Annotated in this window: 22 protein-coding genes; 16 read left to right on the top strand and 6 right to left on the bottom strand. The window is 40.6% G+C overall.

Annotated features, from left to right (window positions below; genetic code table 11):
• Positions 1 to 8: 8 nt before the first annotated feature.
• The 6 genes from rpoD to LG330_RS11380 all read left to right on the top strand — a co-directional run bounded on the left by rpoD (position 9) and on the right by LG330_RS11380 (position 5,594).
• Positions 9 to 1,139: an RNA polymerase sigma factor RpoD gene (gene rpoD, locus LG330_RS11405; protein ID WP_404403931.1), complete on the top strand. Its 1,131-nt coding sequence runs from the start codon at positions 9 to 11 to the stop codon at positions 1,137 to 1,139.
• Positions 1,140 to 1,233: 94 nt separating this feature from the next.
• Entirely contained in the window at positions 1,234 to 1,767 is a 534-nt protein-coding gene (locus LG330_RS11400; protein ID WP_404403929.1) for a hypothetical protein, read from the top strand.
• Positions 1,768 to 1,853: 86 nt separating this feature from the next.
• Positions 1,854 to 2,996 carry an acyl-CoA dehydrogenase family protein gene (locus LG330_RS11395; protein ID WP_404403927.1) on the top strand — a complete coding sequence of 381 codons (1,143 nt, stop codon included), beginning with the start codon at positions 1,854 to 1,856 and terminating at the stop codon, positions 2,994 to 2,996.
• Positions 2,997 to 3,154: 158 nt separating this feature from the next.
• Positions 3,155 to 3,616 (top strand): cytochrome c550, encoded by a 462-nt coding sequence (cccA, locus tag LG330_RS11390; protein WP_404403925.1) that lies wholly within the window; start codon positions 3,155 to 3,157, stop codon positions 3,614 to 3,616.
• A gap of 164 nt (positions 3,617 to 3,780) precedes the next feature.
• Positions 3,781 to 4,488, top strand: a complete 708-nt coding sequence (locus LG330_RS11385; RefSeq protein WP_404403923.1) for a tRNA (adenine(22)-N(1))-methyltransferase — start codon at positions 3,781 to 3,783, stop codon at positions 4,486 to 4,488.
• The gene (locus tag LG330_RS11380; RefSeq protein ID WP_404403921.1) at positions 4,476 to 5,594 is read left to right on the top strand and encodes a Nif3-like dinuclear metal center hexameric protein; all 1,119 of its coding nucleotides are present in this window, start codon (positions 4,476 to 4,478) and stop codon (positions 5,592 to 5,594) included. Before LG330_RS11385 ends, LG330_RS11380 begins: the two co-directional genes overlap by 13 nt.
• A 24-nt stretch (positions 5,595 to 5,618) precedes the next feature.
• Here the strand turns inward: LG330_RS11380 and LG330_RS11375 are convergent, their stop codons facing one another.
• Both LG330_RS11375 and vrrA read right to left on the bottom strand, forming a co-directional pair.
• Entirely contained in the window at positions 5,619 to 6,593 is a 975-nt protein-coding gene (locus LG330_RS11375) for a 4-hydroxy-3-methylbut-2-enyl diphosphate reductase (protein ID WP_404403919.1), read from the bottom strand.
• 70 nt (positions 6,594 to 6,663) lie between these two features.
• Complete coding sequence (vrrA, locus tag LG330_RS11370; protein ID WP_404403917.1) at positions 6,664 to 6,993, bottom strand: VrrA/YqfQ family protein; 330 nt, start codon at positions 6,991 to 6,993, stop codon at positions 6,664 to 6,666.
• Between the two features lie 145 nt (positions 6,994 to 7,138).
• Between vrrA and LG330_RS11365 the strand changes: the two genes are divergently transcribed.
• Together LG330_RS11365 and LG330_RS11360 are read left to right on the top strand one after the other, a co-directional pair.
• Positions 7,139 to 8,440: a DEAD/DEAH box helicase gene (locus tag LG330_RS11365; protein ID WP_404403915.1), complete on the top strand. Its 1,302-nt coding sequence runs from the start codon at positions 7,139 to 7,141 to the stop codon at positions 8,438 to 8,440.
• A gap of 15 nt (positions 8,441 to 8,455) precedes the next feature.
• The gene (locus LG330_RS11360; RefSeq protein WP_404403913.1) at positions 8,456 to 9,352 is read left to right on the top strand and encodes a deoxyribonuclease IV; all 897 of its coding nucleotides are present in this window, start codon (positions 8,456 to 8,458) and stop codon (positions 9,350 to 9,352) included.
• 34 nt (positions 9,353 to 9,386) lie between these two features.
• On the opposite strand, the gene LG330_RS11355 is transcribed toward LG330_RS11360, so the two are convergent.
• The gene (locus LG330_RS11355) at positions 9,387 to 9,626 is read right to left on the bottom strand and encodes a hypothetical protein (protein WP_404403911.1); all 240 of its coding nucleotides are present in this window, start codon (positions 9,624 to 9,626) and stop codon (positions 9,387 to 9,389) included.
• A gap of 144 nt (positions 9,627 to 9,770) precedes the next feature.
• Between LG330_RS11355 and LG330_RS11350 the strand changes: the two genes are divergently transcribed.
• From LG330_RS11350 to LG330_RS11340, 3 genes are read left to right on the top strand one after another with little or no spacing between them, the layout of a single operon-like run.
• Positions 9,771 to 10,541 (top strand): metal ABC transporter ATP-binding protein, encoded by a 771-nt coding sequence (locus tag LG330_RS11350; protein ID WP_404403909.1) that lies wholly within the window; start codon positions 9,771 to 9,773, stop codon positions 10,539 to 10,541.
• Complete coding sequence (locus LG330_RS11345) at positions 10,542 to 11,381, top strand: metal ABC transporter permease (RefSeq protein ID WP_404403907.1); 840 nt, start codon at positions 10,542 to 10,544, stop codon at positions 11,379 to 11,381. It abuts the gene before it with no gap.
• A 16-nt stretch (positions 11,382 to 11,397) separates the two neighbouring features.
• A complete protein-coding gene (locus LG330_RS11340) occupies positions 11,398 to 11,808 on the top strand; it encodes a Fur family transcriptional regulator (RefSeq protein ID WP_404403905.1) in 411 nt (136 codons plus the stop codon).
• Between the two features lie 18 nt (positions 11,809 to 11,826).
• Here LG330_RS11340 and LG330_RS11335 read toward each other — a convergent pair whose 3' ends face one another.
• Positions 11,827 to 12,405 carry a 5' nucleotidase, NT5C type gene (locus LG330_RS11335; protein WP_404403903.1) on the bottom strand — a complete coding sequence of 193 codons (579 nt, stop codon included), beginning with the start codon at positions 12,403 to 12,405 and terminating at the stop codon, positions 11,827 to 11,829.
• Between the two features lie 119 nt (positions 12,406 to 12,524).
• Here LG330_RS11335 and LG330_RS11330 point away from each other — a divergent pair, with 119 nt between their 5' ends.
• Complete coding sequence (locus LG330_RS11330; protein WP_404403901.1) at positions 12,525 to 12,869, top strand: hypothetical protein; 345 nt, start codon at positions 12,525 to 12,527, stop codon at positions 12,867 to 12,869.
• Positions 12,870 to 12,901: 32 nt separating this feature from the next.
• On the opposite strand, the gene ispG is transcribed toward LG330_RS11330, so the two are convergent.
• Entirely contained in the window at positions 12,902 to 14,011 is a 1,110-nt protein-coding gene (gene ispG, locus LG330_RS11325) for a flavodoxin-dependent (E)-4-hydroxy-3-methylbut-2-enyl-diphosphate synthase (RefSeq protein ID WP_039809723.1), read from the bottom strand.
• A gap of 104 nt (positions 14,012 to 14,115) precedes the next feature.
• Positions 14,116 to 14,898 carry a DUF1189 domain-containing protein gene (locus LG330_RS11320; RefSeq protein WP_404403899.1) on the bottom strand — a complete coding sequence of 261 codons (783 nt, stop codon included), beginning with the start codon at positions 14,896 to 14,898 and terminating at the stop codon, positions 14,116 to 14,118.
• A gap of 246 nt (positions 14,899 to 15,144) precedes the next feature.
• Here LG330_RS11320 and LG330_RS11315 point away from each other — a divergent pair, with 246 nt between their 5' ends.
• The 4 genes from LG330_RS11315 (at position 15,145) to LG330_RS11300 (ending at position 20,456) form a co-directional block, all read left to right on the top strand.
• Positions 15,145 to 16,776 carry a Na/Pi cotransporter family protein gene (locus tag LG330_RS11315; RefSeq protein ID WP_404403897.1) on the top strand — a complete coding sequence of 544 codons (1,632 nt, stop codon included), beginning with the start codon at positions 15,145 to 15,147 and terminating at the stop codon, positions 16,774 to 16,776.
• A gap of 82 nt (positions 16,777 to 16,858) precedes the next feature.
• Complete coding sequence (locus LG330_RS11310; protein WP_404409576.1) at positions 16,859 to 17,338, top strand: DUF456 domain-containing protein; 480 nt, start codon at positions 16,859 to 16,861, stop codon at positions 17,336 to 17,338.
• Between the two features lie 132 nt (positions 17,339 to 17,470).
• Positions 17,471 to 18,079, top strand: a complete 609-nt coding sequence (locus LG330_RS11305; RefSeq protein WP_404403895.1) for a superoxide dismutase — start codon at positions 17,471 to 17,473, stop codon at positions 18,077 to 18,079.
• A 187-nt stretch (positions 18,080 to 18,266) separates the two neighbouring features.
• Complete coding sequence (locus tag LG330_RS11300; protein WP_404403893.1) at positions 18,267 to 20,456, top strand: penicillin-binding transpeptidase domain-containing protein; 2,190 nt, start codon at positions 18,267 to 18,269, stop codon at positions 20,454 to 20,456.
• Positions 20,457 to 20,604: the final 148 nt, after the last annotated feature.

Below are 20,604 nucleotides of genomic sequence, written 5' to 3'. Positions count from 1 at the left end.
GGGGACTAATGGCTGAGAAGTCAACACGTTCCAAGCAGACAGAACCTGAAACAGCAACACTCGAATCGGTAAAAGCACAATTACTCGAAGCAGCAAAGAAAAATGGTGAGATTACCTATGAGGATATTGCAGAAAAACTTGCGGGGTTTGAATTAGATACAGAACAAATTGAAGAATTTTATGAACAGATTGGTGAACAGGGTGTTGAAGTAATGAAAGAAAATGCCGATGCAGACCCATCTGTAACTGAGCTTGGTAAGGAAGCTGAAGAAGAATTTGATCTGAATGACCTGAGTGTACCACCAGGCGTTAAGATCAATGACCCGGTCAGAATGTACCTTAAGGAAATCGGTCGTGTGGACCTGCTTTCTGCTCAGGAAGAAATCAATCTTGCTACAAGAATTGAAGAAGGCGATGAAGAAGCAAAAAGACGCCTTGCTGAAGCAAACCTGCGACTGGTAGTCAGTATAGCCAAGCGTTATGTTGGGAGAGGTATGTTATTTCTTGATTTAATTCAGGAAGGTAACATGGGTCTTATTAAAGCTGTGGAAAAGTTTGATCACAGAAAAGGATTCAAGTTCAGTACGTATGCTACATGGTGGATCAGACAGGCGATCACACGTGCAATTGCCGATCAGGCCCGTACAATCCGTATACCGGTACACATGGTTGAGACAATTAATAAGTTAATCCGTGTGCAACGTCAGCTTCTTCAGGATCTGGGCAGAGAGCCATCTCCTGAGGAAATCTCGGAGGAAATGGACCTTACACCTGAAAAGGTTAGAGAAATCCTGAAGATCGCACAGGAACCTGTTTCACTTGAAACGCCGATCGGTGAAGAAGACGATTCGCATCTGGGAGACTTTATTGAGGATTCAGAAGCTCAGTCACCGTCAGACCATGCAGCTTATGAACTGTTAAAAGAACAGCTTGAAGATGTATTGGATACGCTGACTGATCGAGAAGAAAACGTATTAAGACTCCGCTTTGGCCTTGATGACGGTCGTACACGCACACTTGAAGAAGTAGGTAAAGTGTTCGGTGTAACGAGAGAACGTATCCGTCAAATTGAAGCAAAAGCTTTAAGAAAACTTCGTCACCCAAGCAGAAGCAAACGTCTTAAAGACTTTTTAGAGTAGAAAAAAAGCTGGCAGCTGCCAGCTTTTTTTTTTAACTTTTTTTTCTTGATCTATTCCAGTATAGTCATAGATATATAGTGGCGGAGGTTATATAATGGATAAAAAGAGAAAAGAGACGATCGTACAGGAAATCAACTATTGGAAACAGAATAAACTCCTGCCTGATGCTTATTGTGACTTTTTGATGAACCTGTATACGAGTGGTGAAGGTGAGTTTGAAGAGCAGGGTGAAACAAACAATATGAACAGTAAAAGTAATGGGCTTGTGTCCGGAGTTTCACTTGCAGTGGGGATTTTTACTGTCATTGCACTCATTTTCGGTGAACTTGCGCTGGTCGTTCAGGCGCTGATTTCGATTTTAATCAGTGTAGGAATGATGATCGTAAGCTTTAACCCTGGAACATCTCCGGTAATTAAAATACTCAGCAGAATTATAGCTGCATTTATCGTTTTATTATTTTCAGTAGAATTATGGCGTACATATTTTTCAGGTCAGCTGCAAATGTTGTATCTGATTATTGGTATTCAGTGCATAGTCTGGGCAGTTGGCGGTTTTTTTGCCAGGCAGCATTATTTTACGATTTCCGGCGCTATAGGAGCCATTGTATTACTTATTTTATATCTTTAAATACACTGAAAAAATATAAGACTGTGACTTTTCAGTCTTTTCTTTTATAATAGAAATGTAAGCGCATTCAAACAAGGGGGATCAACATGAATTTTGATTTAACACAGGAACAGCAGATGATTCAACGGACAATCAGGGAATTTTCACAGGAAAAGGTGGCACCGGGTGCATTGGACCGTGATCGTCATAAGGAGTTCCCTAAAGAAATCTTTAAGGAACTGTCATCACTGGGGATGATGGGGTTACCGTTTCCGGAGGAATATGGAGGTGCAGGGGGAGACACAACCAGCTTTGCAATCGTTACTGAAGAATTAAGCAGAGCCTGTGGATCTACCGGTATTACTTACTCAGCGCACATATCTCTCGGTGGCGCGCCTATTAATATGTTCGGAACGAATGAACAAAAAGAAAAGTATCTGACCAAGATCTGCTCAGGGGAATCGTTCGGATCATTCGGACTGACTGAACCTAATGCGGGATCTGATGCAGGAGGCACACAGACGACTGCTAAAGAAGAGAATGGAAATTATACCATCAGCGGAAACAAAAGCTATATTACAAATGCGAGCTATGCAAAATTCCTTGCAATAACTGCAGTGACAGGAAGTACAGACGGTAAAAAAGAGATCAGCGCGATCATTGTCCCGACAGATGCTGAAGGATTTACAGTCATTGATAATTACGAAAAGATGGGTCTTCATTCATCTAACACGACTGAGCTTGTACTAGATGAAGTGTCAGTACCAGCAGAAAACCTGCTCGGTAAAAAGGGTGAAGGGTTCAGACAGTTCTTAATGACGCTTGACGGGGGAAGAATCGGAATAGCTGCCATGGCTGTTGGAATTGCTCAGGCTGCATACGAGCGAGCGCTCAGTTACTCGAAAGAACGTAAACAGTTTGGCAGAAGCATTTCATCTTTTCAGGCAACTCAGTTCAAGCTTGCTGACATGGCAATGAAAATTGAACTCGCAAGAACAATGACCTACAAAGCAGCCTGGTTAAAAGACCAGGGTAAGAAGTTTACGAAAGAGGCTTCGATGGCAAAATTATATGCTTCTGAGATTTGTATGGAAGTGTGTGATGAAGCAATTCAGATCCACGGCGGATATGGTTATATGAAAGAATACCATGTTGAAAGATACCTGCGTGATGCAAAACTGCTCGAAATCGGTGAAGGAACTTCGGAAATTCAAAGAATGGTGATATCAAGAGAAATAGGCGCATATTAAAAAATATTTTTTGTTTGTGTCTAAAATGCGACAAAAAGGGAAAAGTTGAGTATTGGGTCTTTCCGATTCCCATAAAGTAAAGTAAAATATGAATTGTTCATACCTGCAATTATAGGGTTGATAATTACATATTTTTTGTCAAAAGGGAGGGTAAACCATTGAATAAGAATCCGATTATTCCATTTTTACTAATTATGGTATTAGGTTTTGGTGTCGTTTTCTTTATGTCAGTTCAGGGTCTTGATGACTCAGAAGAAATGGCAGGAGAAGAAGAAGGCGGCGGTGAAGAAGCATCAGGCGGTGACTTCGATCCAGAAGCACATTATCAAAACGCATGCATCAGCTGTCATGGTGAGAACTATGAAGGCGGTGCCGGTCCTGAACTTACAGGTGTAGGTGAAAGATTATCTACAGATGAAATCGCAGATATTCTTGTCAACGGACAAGGCTCAATGCCAGCTGGTCTTGTTGAACAGGATAATGCACAGGCAATGGCTGAATGGGTAGCAGAAATTGGAGCTGAAGGCGGCGGTGAAGAAGGCGCTGAGGAAGGCTCTGAAGAAGAGGGCGGAGACGCTGAAGAAGGATCTGAAGAATCTTCTGAAGAAGATGCAGCATAAACTGCTTTATACTTAAAGATAGAAGAGGCGACCGGGTAACGGTTGCCTCTTTTTTTCGACATGAGTAAAATGGATTGTGAAATAATGACGTTACCTCAGCATTCCTGACGGGTATCATAAAACAACGATTCAGCACCGAATGTTATATCAAAGGAAGTGTAAAAATGAATAGTAATCAATTATCACAAAGATTAAAAACAGTGGCAGATTTTGTCGGCGAGGGTGAAACAGTCGCTGACATCGGATCAGACCATGCATATCTGCCCTGTTATCTAGTGAAGACGAATAAAATCAGCAACGCCATTGCAGGGGAAGTTGTGGAAGGACCCTATCAATCAGCTTTAAAACAGGTAAAAGAAGATGAATTAACTGAGCATGTTGAAGTAAGAAAAGGGAATGGGTTAACGGTACTTTCACCAGGGGAAGTCACAACTGTCACGATCGCCGGTATGGGTGGTCCTTTAATCAGTGAGATACTTGAAAACGGAAAAAACAGACTCGAAGGCGTGCAAAAGCTGATTCTACAGCCGAATATCAGCGCAATATCAATCAGACAGTGGCTGCTTGATAATGGCTGGGAGATAAAAGACGAGAAAATATTAGAAGAAGACCGTAAAATTTATGAGGTGATTCTTGCCGGTCGATCTAGTGAGCGTCAAACGTTATCTCAACAGGAGCTTCTGCTGGGACCGGTATTATTAAAAGAAAAATCTGCTGTGTTTATTGATAAATGGACCAATGAATTAATCCAGCTTAAAAAAATTCAAAACCAGATGGAGAGAGCGGAAGCAAGCCCTTCACTTTCTGAAAAGAAAAACCAGCTGGAACAGAAAATTATCATGATTGAGGAGGCGATCAGGTGGAACAGGTGAATGGACACCAGGTAGTACAATTACTCGAACAGTTTTCTCCCAAAGCACTTGCAATGGAGGGGGACCCTGTCGGATTGCAGATAGGTGCGTTAAACCGGAAAGTAACAAAGGTTTTAACAACACTTGATGTTACACATGAGGTGGTTGATGAAGCAATTAAAAAGGGTGCAAGCTTTATTATTGCTCACCATCCGCTCCTATTCAGACCTTTAAAATCAATCAATCTTGAAACAAACGCAGGCACACTCATAGAAAAATGTATTAAAAATGATATCACCATTTTTGCCGCACATACAAATCTAGATGTTGCAAAGGGCGGGGTAAATGACATGCTTTCTAAAGCGCTTGAATTGCAGGATTCACAGGTGCTGGTTAAAACATATGAAGATGCATATAAAAAGCTCATTGTATTTGTACCTGAATCACATACAACAGCCGTGCGTGAAGCAATAACCGCGGCTGGCGCCGGAAATATAGGTGACTATTCTGACTGCACTTTTACATCTGAAGGCACCGGACGATTTAAACCAGGCACAAATGCCGACCCATTTATTGGAGAGCGAGAAACAGTGGAAGAAGTAAAAGAAGTAAAGATAGAAAGTATTTTTCTGAGTTCAGATAAGAAAACGATTTTAAAAGCGCTGAAGTCTTCACACCCATACGAAGAGCCTGCTTACGATATTTTCACTCAGTCAATTGAGGGAGAAGCTTATGGTCTTGGGCGTGTAGGTAAGCTGAAGGAGCCTGTAACGCTTGGTGATTTTACAAAGTACGTTAAAAAACAATTAAATGTCCCTGCTTTAAGAGTAACTGGTAACCCCGAAAAGAAAATTAAAAAAGCGGCTGTGTTAGGTGGAATGGGTGGTAAGTATTTCCAGATAGCTAAATTTGCAGGAGCGGATGTATATATTACCGGGGATGTTGATTTCCATACAGCACAGGATGCAGAAGCTGCAGGTATTTCAATCATTGATCCCGGGCACCATGTAGAAGAAATCATGAAGTCAGGTTTAGCAGAAGAGTTAAATAAACGAGCACAAAATGAGGGGTTGAATGTTGAATTTATCCCTTCAGCGCTTTCAACAGAACCATTTAAATTCAAATAAAAAGAGCTGCCGCGGCAGCTCTTTTTATTTTGTATAAGGCAGAATCGTTTCAGGTTTAGTCGGTGTTTTAATTTTTGGCAGAATTTTTTCGAGAGGCACATTTTTCTCGCCAAGCCAGGTGTCCGGATTATCCGGATCAAACTGATTAATATAATTCATCACTTCTTTAACGATTGGCGTTGGTGTGGAAGCACCGGCAGTCACTGCTACAGTTTCACACCCTAAAAGCCATTCGTGTTTAATCTCTGATACGTCAGCTACTCGGTGTGCAGGTGTACCTGCAATTTCTTCTGATACTTGTGCAAGTCTGTTTGAATTGTTACTCATCGGGTCACCGACTACAATTAACAGGTCAGCTTCCCCGGCCTGCTCAGCTACTGCTTCCTGACGAACCTGTGTGGCCATACAGATTTCTTTATGCTCTTCAGTCTGTGGATATTTTTCTTTTACTTTCACCATGACATCAGCTACGTCCCATTGACTCATCGTTGTCTGATTTGTCACGATAATTTTATCGTTATCAATTATAAGTCCTTCTACATCTTCAGGTTTTTCAACCAGATGTACGACATCAGGTGCAACACCAACAGCGCCTTCAGGCTCGGGATGCCCTTTTATACCGATATACACAATATGATAACCTTCAGCTTTCTTCTGACGGATCAGATCATGCGTTCTTGTTACATCAGGACAGGTGGCATCAATGGAGATCAACCCTTTTTGCCGGGCAATTTCTCTCACTTCAGGTGAGACGCCGTGAGCTGTGAAAATAACAGTGCCTTCATTTACCTTTTCAAGGATGTCTTTACGGTTTTCACCGTCAAGCGTAATAATACCTTCTTCCTCAAACGCATCAGTCACATGTTTATTATGAACGATCATGCCCAGAATATAAATTGGACGGGGCAGTGATTTATCCATTGCGGCATTTCTTGCAATCACCATTGCGTCTACTACACCATAGCAATATCCGCGGGGTGTTATTTTAAGTGTCTTCATCAGAATCCTCCTGCACGTAAGACTTTATACAATCAGTATAAAGCAGAAGACGTACAGGAACAATTAAAAGCTATATATAAAGCTTTGGTATGGATTCGGATGTTGTTCTTTCAGGTTCTTTATCAGGGACTGCCACCTGTTTGGGTTTATCATGTGACTTCTGTTCTTTTTCATCACCTGAATCTAACTCATTAAATGCTTTGTATAATTTCCACATTGATGGAAAATTTTTGATCATTGGTCCGTATTGCTGAACATAAGGCATGTAGCGGTTAGCGGTTTTAATGAACTGCTGGGCAGTACCGGTCCATTTCTGAATGGATGCAAGAGAAAAAGCGGTTGATTTGGATGCAGGCTGTACAAACTGATAAGGGATGGGATATTGGCGATAAGGATACATAAAATGACACCTCCTGTACAGTGTTATCATATGCAAAATTTCACTGAATGGGGAAACGTAATCAGGAGGAGTTCAGATATACATAGCTTTTTTAATTAAAAAAGACTATAATTAAGTTTTGATGCGAATAGAAGGAGTGACGTATATGTCATCATTTAAACAATACAATTTCCAGCCATTTTTGATAGATGCAATTGAGAAACTTGGATTTCATGCGCCGACAGCTATTCAGGAGAAAATGATTCCAATGATTAACCGCGGGCAGAGTGCGATCGGGCAGTCTCAGACTGGTACCGGAAAAACACATTCTTACCTGCTTCCACTGATTAATCAGATAAACCCTGACCGTCAAGAAGTGCAGATCGTGATTACTGCGCCGACTAGAGAACTTGCAAAGCAAATTCATCATGAAGTCAAGTTTCTGATTGAGGATACTGCTTTAACGGCAAAAGTGTTTGTAGGTGGAACTGATAAGCAAAGAGCAATTGAAAAGCTGAAGCAGCAGCCTCATATTGTAGTAGGGACACCTGGAAGAATTAATGATCTTGTGTCTGAACAGGCACTTCAGGTGTATACTGCCAAAGCGATCGTAATAGATGAAGCGGACTTGATGCTTGAGATGGGCTTTATTGAAGATGTGGATCAGATTGCTGCACGAATGAAAGAGGATCTTAACATTTATGTTTTCTCAGCAACAATTCCTGAAAAACTAAAGCCTTTCCTGAAAAAATACATGGAAAACCCGCAATATGCCCATATTGAACCAAAGCAGATTCAGGCAGAGAACATTGAATTTATTCTTGTGCCGCAAAAGAGCCGTTCACGTGAGGCTGTGCTGCTTGATACTTTAAATGCGATTAACCCTTACCTGGCAATTGTATTTACCAATACAAAATCCAAAGCGGATGAAGTTGCTGATTACCTTCTTAATAAAGGTCTTAAAACGGGACGTGTTCACGGGGGTCTTTCACCGCGTGAGCGAAATAAAATGATGAAGCAGATCAGAGACCTTGAATATCAGTACATTGTTGCAACTGATCTTGCTGCACGGGGAATTGATATTCCGGGTGTCAGCCATATCATTAACTTTGAACTTCCGCAGGATCTTGATTTCTTCATCCATCGTGTAGGAAGAACTGCACGTGCGGGTCACTCAGGTACAGCCATTACAATTTATGAGACATCTGATGAAGATGCACTTGCACAAATTGAAAAGAAGGGTATTAAGTTCAGTCACCAGGAAGTAAAAGCCGGTGAGTGGGTTACCCTGAATGATCGGCATAAACGGTCAACTCGTCCAAAAGGCGAAAATGAAATAGATAAAAAAGCAAAATCACTTGTTCGTAAACCTAAAAAGGTTAAACCGGGCTATAAGAAAAAGATGAACGATAAGATGGAGCAGATTAAGAAAAAAGAACGCAGAAAAAATAGAAGAAATAATAGTTGATTGGGGGAAATCAGTATGTTGAAAATCGGATCACATGTGTCAATGGGCGGCAAGAAAATGCTTCTCGGAGCAAGTGAAGAAGCGGTGTCATACGGATCATCCACTTTTATGATTTATACAGGCGCCCCTCAGAATACAAGAAGAAAGCCGATCGAAGATTTAAATATCGAAGCAGGCCTTGCGCATATGAAAGAGCACGGGATTGAAGATATTGTTGTACATGCACCGTACATCATCAATATCGCTAATACAACGAAGCCGGAAACATTTGAATTAGGTGTAAATTTCCTGAGGTCTGAAACAGAAAGAACCGCTGCACTTGGGGCGAAACAGATTGTATTGCATCCTGGTGCCCATGTAGGAGCAGGAGCAGACAAGGGAATTGAACGAATTATCGAGGGACTGAATGAAGTTCTGACAAAAGATCAGACTGTTCAGGTTGCTCTGGAAACGATGGCTGGAAAAGGCTCTGAGTGCGGCCGTTCATTTGATGAACTTGCAAAGATCATCGATGGCGTCACGCATAACGAGAGGCTGTCAGTATGCTTTGATACATGTCACGTGCATGATGCGGGTTATGATATTGTGAATGATTTAGACGGTGTGTTAGAGCAGTTTGATAGAATTGTAGGGCTGGACCGGATTAAAGTTGTTCACGTAAACGATAGTAAAAATCCAAAAGGTGCTTCTAAAGACCGTCATGAAAATATCGGGTTTGGCCATATTGGATATGATGCGCTGGACCGGATCGTTCACCATGAGGTTTTTTCACAGATTCCAAAGATTCTTGAAACACCATACGTCGGTGAAGACAAGAACGATAAGAAAGCCCCTTATAAACATGAAATTCAAATGCTTCAAAACAGAGCATTTAACGAACAATTAATTGATGAAATTAAAGGGAATGCTTAAAAAGGGCTGTCTGCGGACAGCCCTTTTTAAATGTTTATAGAAATGACGTAGCTTTGGTGATTAATTCTTTTGTTCTTTTTTTACCTAATATCTGTTCAGCATCATTTAGAATCTGCGGCAGAGACTGGATACAGCGGATATTGCTTTTTAAGAGATCCTGCATTTTTGTACATTCCTGTACAGATAAAGAAATGCCTGCAGCGATCAGATAAAGCTGCATTTTTGCCGGTGAAACAGTTAAAAGATACTCAATATTAATCGGATATTTTTTCATAACGCCTCCAGGTTTATTCTTTATTCACCACTGTTTTATGCGATCCGGAGAAAATGGGACTAAATTCGTTTACATCGTGGATTCAGAGGTGTATACTAATGAATTGTTAAATCGGAACGATTCTAATTTGAAAGAGGTGGCACGATGAGCAATCATGTCATAGAACTTAAACATGTTTATTACCGGTATGACCAGGAGCAGGTACTGACTGACATAAACCTTGCCGTTCCAAGAAGTTCATTTCTGGCAGTAGTCGGGCCTAATGGATCTGGTAAATCAACAATGCTGAAATTAATTCTTGGCCTTCTTAAAGCAAGAGAAGGTGAAGTGAAGCTGTTTGGTCAGCCGCTTCATAAATTCAGAGAGTGGGAAAAAATCGGTTATGTCTCTCAGAAAGCGAACGCTTTTAATACCGGATTTCCTGCCACAGTATATGAGGTAGTAGCAAGCGGACTCACAAAAAAAGCAGGGTTGTTTAAAAGAGTTGAGCGGAAATATAAAGCTGAAATTATGGAAGCAATCAAAGCTGTGGATATGCAGGATTTTGTGTACAGAAATATTGGTGAACTCTCGGGCGGTCAGCAGCAGCGGATTTTCATCGCACGGGCGATCGTCAGCCAGCCGGAGGTACTGATCCTCGATGAGCCGACAGTTGGTGTAGATGCAAAAAACGTTCAGACATTTTATGATATGCTTGAACGCCTGAATGTTGAACTTGGTATTACGCTTGTTTTGGTCACACATGATACTGGCACGGTTTCAAATAAAATTACACATGTAGCATGTCTGAATAATACGTTACATTTTCACGGAAGTGCAGCGGATTTTGAACAGGTTAAAGATCGTGAACTGTCTGCATTTTACGGGCATGATGTTCAGACCATTCACCATGATCACAGTCACGGGGTGCATTAAATGTTAGAAGCGATCTTAAGATATGAATTTTTACAGAATGCATTTGCAGCAGGTATTTTAATTGGTCTGATTGCACCTTTACTTGGGGCATTCATTGTTGTCAGAAGGCTATCATTAATTGCTGATGCGCTGAGTCACGTAACCTTATCAGGCATTGCAGCCAGCCTGTTCTTAAGTAAAACGGTAGTGGCTTTTAACGGATTAAATCCGTTATGGCTTGGAATGGGCTTCTCTGTGGCAGGCTCACTGTTAATCGAAAGACTTAGAGCCGTCTATAAGCATTACCAGGAGCTTGCGATTCCGATCCTGTTATCAGGAGGGATCGGAGTAGGGGTTATTTTCATTTCACTTGCTGACGGCTTTAACACTGATTTATTCAGTTATTTATTCGGAAGTGTCAGTGCAGTTGGCAGAAGCGATCTGTTTCTGATCACAGGGATCGCAATCATCGTGCTGATTATAGTATCGTTATTATATAAAGAACTGTTTTTGTTATCATTTGATGAGGAATTCGGTAAAGCATCAGGGTTATCTACAAAAGCGCTTCATTTGATCTTCATGGTGATGACAGCGCTCGTGATTGCGGCGTCGATGAGAATTGTCGGGATTCTGCTGGTTTCTTCATTGATGACACTGCCAGTAGCAGCTGCAATGAGAATATCCAAAGGATTTAAACAAACAATTGGACTGTCTATATTATTTGGGGAAATTGCAGTAATCGTTGGTTTAATCAGTGCATTTTATCTTGATCTTGCACCAGGTGGAACAATTGTCGTGTCATCTATATTGATCCTGCTCGCTGCAATTGGTTATCGTAATTGGTTCGCTGTAAAGAAATAACAATGGGGTGATAGATGTGAACCTTCAGGAAGCAATCGGGTTATTAAAGCAAGAGGGCTACAAGCAAACAGGTAAAAGGAAAATGATGCTCGAGCTGTTTGATCAGCATGACCGTTATATGACTGCTAAAGAAGTCCTTGAAGAAATGAGTCTGCATCATAAAGGCTTGAGCTTTGATACAATTTACAGGAATCTTTCTACATTTGTCTCACTGAATATACTTGAGGAAACTGAATTGTCAGGGGAAAAGCATTTCCGTTTTGTATGTGACAGTGGACATCACCATCATCATTTTATTTGTCTGGACTGTGGCAAGACTAAACAGATTCATACGTGTCCAATGTCAGCTTTAAATGAAAATTTGAGCGGCTATGATGTATCGGGACACAAATTTGAGATATACGGCACCTGTCCTGAATGCCAATAAACGAAAAGCTCAGTTCGCTTATTTTTGCGAACTGAGCTTTTTTTCGAATTGCTGAATATACATTTTTGCTTCATGCCACGAAGAAATTCTAATGACGCCTTCAGGATGTGGTGCTCTGTTATAAGGGGCATCAAACAGCAGAACGGGAATTCCTGTGTCTTCATGAATATCCACAGCATTATCGTGTTTGTCCTCAAGGAACAGGTCAATATGATGATCTTTTACTGCAGTCAGTTTATCATGAGAGCCTGTTAACACGATCTTATCAAAATGTATATTATGGCGGTAAAACCATTCTTTTGTCAGATGATGATGTTCAGTGCCTCTTGCACTGATATAAATGAGCTCGTGGGATGACTGTAAATCCTTTAATACAGTATCGGCCTGCTCATTCATTGGAGAGGCTTCATAAATTTCCGCTTCTGACGATTCAAACCAATCTGAAAATGTCTGGGGATGCACTTCAGGCAAAGCCTTAGTCAAATCATATTCCTTTATATCATCCAGTGTCAGACGACTGTTAAATGCACGGTTAATGTACGGGATCAGTGATGAGGGACAGGTTACTGTTCCATCTATGTCAATTCCTAAGCGCATGTTATATTGACTCCTTTTTACATTCTTTATCAATACAATAACACAGAAAAACAATTTTCTATACATAGATTCATGTGCATTGCTAAAGCTAAAGAAAGAAACCGGAGGAGGGAATATGATTGAATGATGAGAAAAATGAAGAAAAAAATAAAGAAGTTATTAAAACGGAGTATGATACGGAGGTAGGGAATGAACTGTCTCAATTCAGCCCATCATGGTATGCAGATACGGAAAGAAAAAGAGACGGTGTAATCAAAAATACAAACAAGGGAATCTGGCTCGCATATGCGTCGATTATTCTGGGGATTCTGGCATTTTTTACTGCCCCGGTAATTTTTGGAGCAGCAGCCATTATTTTAGGTTTTCTTGCGAGAAGATCTGATGAGGCAAAAGCGGGAGGCATCGGAATTGCAATCGGGCTGATTGCCATGCTGCTAGGGCTCATCATTTATCCATTGTTATAAAAAAATCCCGGCTCATAAAAGCCGGGATTGGGTTATTTCTGCATCGCTGCTTCTTCAGCCTGCTTACGGTAGTGCTCTTCAGCAAGCTTATCAATTTCAACTTTAAGTTCTTCAACCATTGTTTCCTCAGGTACTTTGCGTACAGTTTTCCCTTTCATAAAGAGAAGACCTTCGCCTCTGGCACCTGCAATACCGATATCCGCTTCACGGGCTTCCCCAGGACCATTTACTGCACAGCCGAGTACTGCAACCTTCAGTGGTGCTTTGATCGTTGAAATATACTCTTCAACTTCATTCGCAATTGAAATCAGGTCAATCTCAATTCTTCCGCAGGTAGGGCATGAAATGAGTGTTGCTGCATTTGATGCCAGACCAAATGACTTTAACAATTCTCTTGCTACTTTTACTTCTTCTACAGGATCTGCACTAAGTGAAATTCTAAGTGTATTACCAATGCCTTTACTTAAGATTGCTCCAAGACCGGCAGCACTCTTCACAGTTCCTGCAAAAAGGGTACCTGATTCAGTAATACCCAAATGCAGCGGGTAATCAAATGCCTTAGCTGCTTTCTCATAAGCTTCAATCGCAAGATTTACATCAGACGCCTTCATTGACACAATAATGTCATGGAAATCAAGGTCTTCAAGAATCTTGATATGATGCAGCGCGCTTTCAACCATACCGTCAGCAGTCGGATAGCCGTATTTCTCAAGGATCTTTCTTTCCAGGCTTCCTGCGTTTACTCCAATACGGATCGGAATATTTTTCTCTTTAGCAGCTTTTACAACTGCTTCAACTTTCTCACGGCGTCCGATATTACCAGGGTTGATTCTGATCTTATCTGCTCCGCCTTCAATTGCTTTTAATGCAAGCTTATAGTCAAAATGAATATCTACGACTAAAGGAATATTAATTCTTTTTTTAATTTCAGGAATCGCATCAGCAGCTCTTTCATCAGGACATGCTACACGGACAATCTGGCATCCGGCTTCTTCAAGTCGCATGATTTCAGCAACTGTTGCTTCTACATCATGTGTTTTTGTAGTAGTCATACTTTGAATTACAAGTTCATTATTTCCACCTATAGTTAAATCCCCGACTTTTACAGGGCGCGTATTCGAACGATGTGTAATGTCTCCCACCAGTCATTCGCTCCTTTTTCATTTACTCAAATTTCTATTCCTACTTATTCTAACAGTGTTGAATTCACATTGACAACTAAATGAACGGTGAATACGCTAATCATTTACGCGCTAACAGCTTTCTTTTTAGGCTTAGGGATTTCCTTAATCGACAGGTAAAGAATTAAGCCTGTAACAAACCAGTTAATAAGTGTTCCAAATGGAATAATGGATCCCGCGAGATCTGCTATCAGGAAAAATACGGCAGGCAGTGCAGAACTATAGGCGGCCATTCTGAAGCTGTGACGGTAAGTCAGTTTCCTTTCTGTAGAAGCGGCAAGCTTAGTTCCGATCCACCCGAATATCGTCGCTTTAATAAACAGCATCCCTGCTACCAGAATAAAAATGAATGCAAGAATGAAAAAGTATATGATGAATTTAGCACCTTCAAGAGAATTGAGTAAAGAAGCAATTCCTGCGCTGCTTAAGTCAAATCCTTCAAACGTATCATATTGATATTCCTGAACGCTGCCGCCAGTAGCAACAGCCAGACGGTCAGATAAGAAGGCTACAGCAGCATCTTCATTCGTTAATCCATCAGAAGCCAATTCATCGGATCCGTCTACATAAAAAGTAATCCCGCTGCTGCTTGCTTCAACTGTGGAAGAAACGTCAGTCTGCAGCTGGCCATTTTGAACTTCAAATGAAGGAAGGTCATTTAGCAGCAGCTCTTCACCCTCAGAAAATAGTCCTTCTCCAATCGTAGCAACCTGAATAATGGCAGGTATAATAGAAAGAAATCCAAGGATAAACACAAATAAAATCGTTTTACCTATCCCCTGAAAGCGGAATCTGGCAATATCTTTTGGTGAATACAGGCTTTTAAATAGTTGTTTGAAAATGTTCAATCATAAACCCTCCGATGTAAGTTAGACACTTATATATTGTACTTTTATGACATAGAAAAGGGCAAATGTGAGAAAAATAAGAAAGTAAGCGCTTGTTTTTTGTAACATAACTGTAATATTAACCCGCTATTATTAACCGATTGTAAAGATTTCATCTAACCCCTTTACTTATGTCCTGCAAAGAATTAATAATTGTGGAGGGTTTTCAAGAAGTATGACTAAATTTGTTTAACAGGGGTTGAAATCATGGAAGTGAATTGGCAGGAAGTCTTCTTTATGTTTATTGGGGGACTTGGGATATTTCTATTTGGTTTGAAGTATATGGGTGATGGCCTGCAAAAGTCTGCAGGTGATCGTCTGCGTGAAATCCTGGATCGTTTCACGACTAATCCTTTTATGGGTGTTTTAGCAGGTATATTTGTAACTGTCTTATTACAAACTAGCACAGGTACAACTGTTATCACAATTGGACTTGTCAGCGCCGGTTTTATGACGTTACGTCAGGCAATCGGTGTGATCATGGGAGCAAATATCGGTACAACTGTTACAGCATTTATTATCGGGATCGATATTGGTGCTTATGCACTTCCTATTATTGCAGCTGGTGCGATACTTCTGTTTTTCGTTAAAAATCATAAAGTTAATAATTTCGGTCAAATTGTATTTGGTTTCGGTGCTCTTTTCTATGGATTGGAGTTAATGAGTGAGGGAATGAAGCCCCTTAGAGAACTTCAGGCATTTATTGACCTGACTCAAAGCATGAGTGATGTTCCAATACTCGGTGTTGTTGTAGGTACGGTATTTACTATGATTGTTCAAAGTTCAAGTGCAACAATTGGTGTACTACAGGGATTATATTCTGAAGACTTAATTTCACTGAACGCCGCAATTCCGGTACTGTTCGGTGATAACATTGGAACAACAATTACTGCTGTTTTAGCTGCAATCGGTGCTTCAGTAGCTGCGAAGCGTGCTGCTGCAGTGCATGTATTGTTTAACATTATTGGTACTGCTATATTTATGATTTTACTGATTCCGTTCACAGCATTTATTACGTGGATCGATCAGTTCTTAAATCTTGAGCCGGCTATGCAAATTGCATTCGCTCACGGTACATTTAATGTAACTAATACAATTGTTCAATTCCCGTTCATTGCTGCACTTGCATGGATTGTAACTCGAATTGTGCCAGGTAAAGATGTGGTGGTAGAATTCAAACCGAAACATCTTGATCCTCATTTTATTGAGCAGTCGCCATCTATTGCGCTTGGACAGGCAAAAGAAGAAGTGCTGCGCATGGGACAATTTGCAGTACAGGGTCTGAGTGAATCATATGAATATCTGAAAACTAAAAATAAAAAAAATGCAGAACTCGGCTATCAGGTTGAGGATGCAATAAACAATCTTGATGCAAAAATTACAGATTATCTGATTCAATTATCAGGAAGTTCTTTATCTGCTCAGGAGTCTGAACGTCATTCAGTACTGATGGACACAGTTCGTGATATTGAACGTATCGGTGACCATTTTGAAAACGTGATTGAGCTTGTGGACTATCAGCAGGCAAATAAAGTAAAAATGACTGATGAAGCAATGGCAGATCTGAATGAAATGTTCACATTGACGATTGAAGCAGTATCTCAATCAATCGAATCTCTTGATACGAATGATCACGATAAGGCTCGAAGTGTAGCTGAAAAAGAAGATCTTATCGATAAGATGGAACGTAAATTCCGTAAAAAGCATATTCTCCGTCTGAACGAGGGTGTTTGCAGCGGACAGGCTGGAATCGTGTTTGTAGACATTGTTTCCAACCTTGAACGTATCGGGGATCACTCAGTTAATATTGCAGAAGCAGTACTTGGAATCAGAAAATAATAGATCATGCCGGCTGACACTTCAGCCGGCATTTTTTGTTATACTGGTTGAAAGTATATTGTTAAGAAGGGGGATGAGAGACATAGAAGCGATTTTTTGGATCTTCATCATTTTGAGCTTTGCCATCGCATTTATCGGACTGATTTATCCAATCATTCCAAGTGTATTATTTATATTGCTTGGGTTTATATTGTATGGTTTGTTTTTTACTTTTTCAGATTTCACCTGGTTTTTCTGGACTGTACAGATTCTGTTTGTCATTTTACTTTTCGGTGCTGATTATGCTGCCAATTTGTTCGGTGTTAAAAGGTTCGGGGGCTCTAAAGCCGGTATCTGGGGAAGTACGATCGGCCTTTTAATCGGGCCATTTATTATCCCGGTCATCGGGATTCTGATCGGTCCGCTTGCAGGTGCAGTAATCGGTGAACTGTTAGTAAATAAAACACCATTTAAACAGGCGCTTAAGATAGGTTTTGGCTCACTGATCGGGTTTATCACTTCTGTCATTACAAAGGGAACGATACAGGCAATTATGATCATTATTTTCTTTTTGTATGTGTGATTTCGGTCTTAAGACTGAAAAAAGCGTTTGCAATGCTTATTAATTGAATAGAATGATCTATTCTGATAATCTGAAAACAGTTGATTCCGCATCAAGCGGAAAATTATACTACATACAAGGAGGAATTCAATCATGGCTTATACTTTACCAGAACTACCTTATTCTTACGATGCGTTAGAACCGCATATTGACAAGGAAACAATGAATATCCACCACACGAAACATCACAACACTTATGTAACAAAATTAAACGATGCACTTGAAGGGCACGATGATCTTCAGGCAAAATCAATTGATGAGCTTGTAGCTGATCTGAACAGCGTACCGGAATCAATCCGCACAGCAGTTCGTAACAACGGTGGCGGTCACGCTAACCACTCATTCTTCTGGAAGATTCTATCACCAAACGGTGGCGGCGAACCCTCAGGTGACCTTGCTTCTGCAATCAACAGCAAATTTGGAAGCTTTGAGAAATTCAAAGAAGAATTCGCTGCAGCTGGTGCAGGCCGCTTTGGTTCAGGCTGGGCTTGGCTTGTAGTAAACAATGGAGAGCTTGAAATCACAAGCACACCAAATCAGGATTCACCATTAACAGATGGAAAGACACCTGTTCTTGGTCTGGATGTTTGGGAGCATGCATACTATCTGAAGTATCAGAACAAGCGTCCTGACTACATCAACGCTTTCTGGAGCGTTGTTGACTGGAATGCTGTTGAAAAGCTTTATACTTCAGCAAAATAATTGATTCAAAAAGACTGACGAGTTCATTTCGTCAGTCTTTTTTGTATGTAAATGGTTCATGAGCCAAATGTAGGAATGATACAAGTATTTGACCTTTTAATGAAATAACACGTCATCCTCTAGTAATAATTGATAGATTCCTATAAAATTAAGTTATGTGAATCTATAAAAGAAAGGGAGACTCTTATTGAAAAAGAATCAGTCCCGTACAAAGAACGCTAAGAAAATTAAAAAGAATTTTCTTGCTGCAAGAATGAATATTCTATTCTTTGCAGTATTTTTATTATTTTCAGCACTCATTTTACGTCTTGGTGTGCTGCAGATTGTTAACGGAGAAGATTTTACAAGGCAGCTGGAGAGAACTGAAGAAGTTGTTGTAAATGCCAGTGTGCCACGTGGTAAGATTTTTGACCGGAACGGAAATGTGATTGTAGACAATCGACCTGTAAACGCGATTACCTATACAAAAACCCAGCAGACTTCCCAGGAAGAAATGATGGAAGTTGCAACAAAGCTCGCAGATATGATTGAGCTGGATACTAAAGGTGTACAGGACCGGGATATACAGGATTTCTGGATCCGTGAAAATAAAGACAGGGCCGAGGAAAAAATTACAGATGAAGAGCGTGCCCTTTATGATGAAGGCGATCTATCGCAAAATGACTATGATAAGCTAATCCGCGACCGTCTTACTGAAGAAGAACTGGCAGAAATTACAGATCAGCAAATGGAAATACTCGCAATCTATCGTCAGATGCAAACCGGTTATAACCTGTCACCTCAAATCATTAAAAATGAAGGTGTAACAGATGAAGAATTTGCTACTGTGAGTGAACATTTAGGTTCTCTTCCTGGCGTTAATTCAACTGTAGACTGGCAAAGAGAATACCCTTACGGTGATGTCTTAAGATCTGTACTGGGAAGCGTCAGATCAATTCCGGAAGATCAGATCGAATATTACCTTGCAAGAGACTATGCACGAAATGACAGAGTCGGTACAAGTTATCTGGAGCTCGAATATGAAGAAGTGCTTCAGGGACAAAAGTCAAAAGTACGTACCATCACGGACAAAGCTGGAAATGTGATCGATTCACAGTTAATTCAGCAGGGTGAGCGCGGAAAAGATCTTGTACTTTCTATTGATATTGAACTGCAGCAGGCACTTGAACAGGTAGTTGAAGATGAATTAAGACGATTGAAGCAGGATCCGGGTCGTAACCTGATGGACAGGCTGTTTCTTGTTATGATGGATCCAAATACAGGTGAACTGCTTGCAATGGCAGGTAAACAGTATGTAGAAACTGATGAAGGTCCTGAAATTCAGGATTATAATATCGGAACATTTACGAGTGCTTATGAGGCTGGGTCTTCTATTAAGGGGGCTACTGTGCTTTCGGGTTATCAGGATAACATTATTCAGCCCGGTTCTTACTTATATGATGAAGTTATTCGAATTAGAGGAACTGAACCCAAGGCATCCTGGTATTATTCCAGTGAAGGAAATATTTCAATTAGCGATCTTTATGCATTGGAACGTTCATCAAACGGTTATATGTTTAAAATTGCAATTAATATGGCTGGAGCTACTTATGTAGCGAATGAACCGATCGATATAGGAGCCAATGCTTTTACTAAAATGAGAAACTATTTCGGTCAATTTGGTCTTGGCAGTGAAACAGGTATTGATTTACCAGGTGAAAGTGTTGGTTATCAGACAAATAATCCACTGGATTTAACACCAGGTAAATTGCTCGACTTATCTATTGGACAGTTTGACACATATACTCCAATGCAAATGGTTCAATACGTCTCTACTGTGATTAATGGAGGGAACAGAGTAGCTCCTACGATTGTTAAAGAGATTCGTGAGCCTAGTTCAGATAATGATACGCTTGGTCCGTTAGTAAAAGCAATGAAACCGCGTGTATTGAATAAACTCAATAACTCACAGGCTGAGCTTGATCACGTAAAACAAGGATTTTACCGGTCATTCAATGGACCTCAAGGAACAGGTAGAGACTTTGTAGGCAACGGATATGTAGCCGGGGGTAAAACTGGTACAGCAGAGGTTGTATATTTTGGACCTAAATACGAAGATCTTTACCGTTCACGTGATTTGCCACCACCAGAGACCACAAATTCTACAATCGTAGGATTTGCGCCATTTGATAAGCCTGAAGTAGCGTTCTCAGTACTTGCACCATGGGTTTACCCTAACGATGGCAGTACTGCATTACGTGAAGATGTAAACGAGAATGTAGGAACAGCAGCGCTTGAAGTTTATTTTGATATGAGAGAACAACGAATGAATGAAGGCGGAGCTGACGAGGATCAGCAGGTTGAAGTAACAGCAGAACAGGCTGAAGAAGGGCAATGAAAATATATGAAACTGAGTATCGCATATTGCGGTACTCAGTTTTTTTATGCATTTACAAGACCTTTACAAGACCTTTACATTAGATTTATATGAGATTAATAGAAGGGGTGTATTGTATTAGCTGTAGGACAAATCAACCATATCACAG

The organism is Jeotgalibacillus malaysiensis, from assembly GCF_044789845.1.
In the GTDB taxonomy this organism is placed as follows: Bacteria; Bacillota; Bacilli; order Bacillales; family Jeotgalibacillaceae; genus Jeotgalibacillus; species Jeotgalibacillus malaysiensis_A.
The sequence above is the reverse complement of the archived record's forward strand: the minus strand, read 5'-3'. Positions and strand labels throughout refer to the sequence as shown.

Coding starts and splice junctions, on each gene's coding strand:
- LG330_RS11385 (WP_404403923.1), top strand. CDS start 3,781: ATGAATAGTAATCAATTATCACAAAGATTAAAAACAGTGGCAGATTTT.
- LG330_RS11315 (WP_404403897.1), top strand. CDS start 15,145: ATGGAAGTGAATTGGCAGGAAGTCTTCTTTATGTTTATTGGGGGACTT.
- LG330_RS11305 (WP_404403895.1), top strand. CDS start 17,471: ATGGCTTATACTTTACCAGAACTACCTTATTCTTACGATGCGTTAGAA.
- LG330_RS11375 (WP_404403919.1), bottom strand. CDS start 6,593: ATGAAGACACTTAAAATAACACCCCGCGGATATTGCTATGGTGTAGTA.
- LG330_RS11400 (WP_404403929.1), top strand. CDS start 1,234: ATGGATAAAAAGAGAAAAGAGACGATCGTACAGGAAATCAACTATTGG.
- rpoD (WP_404403931.1), top strand. CDS start 9: ATGGCTGAGAAGTCAACACGTTCCAAGCAGACAGAACCTGAAACAGCA.
- LG330_RS11350 (WP_404403909.1), top strand. CDS start 9,771: ATGAGCAATCATGTCATAGAACTTAAACATGTTTATTACCGGTATGAC.
- LG330_RS11365 (WP_404403915.1), top strand. CDS start 7,139: ATGTCATCATTTAAACAATACAATTTCCAGCCATTTTTGATAGATGCA.
- LG330_RS11355 (WP_404403911.1), bottom strand. CDS start 9,626: ATGAAAAAATATCCGATTAATATTGAGTATCTTTTAACTGTTTCACCG.
- LG330_RS11335 (WP_404403903.1), bottom strand. CDS start 12,405: ATGCGCTTAGGAATTGACATAGATGGAACAGTAACCTGTCCCTCATCA.
- LG330_RS11360 (WP_404403913.1), top strand. CDS start 8,456: ATGTTGAAAATCGGATCACATGTGTCAATGGGCGGCAAGAAAATGCTT.
- vrrA (WP_404403917.1), bottom strand. CDS start 6,993: ATGTATCCTTATCGCCAATATCCCATCCCTTATCAGTTTGTACAGCCT.
- LG330_RS11395 (WP_404403927.1), top strand. CDS start 1,854: ATGAATTTTGATTTAACACAGGAACAGCAGATGATTCAACGGACAATC.
- LG330_RS11345 (WP_404403907.1), top strand. CDS start 10,542: ATGTTAGAAGCGATCTTAAGATATGAATTTTTACAGAATGCATTTGCA.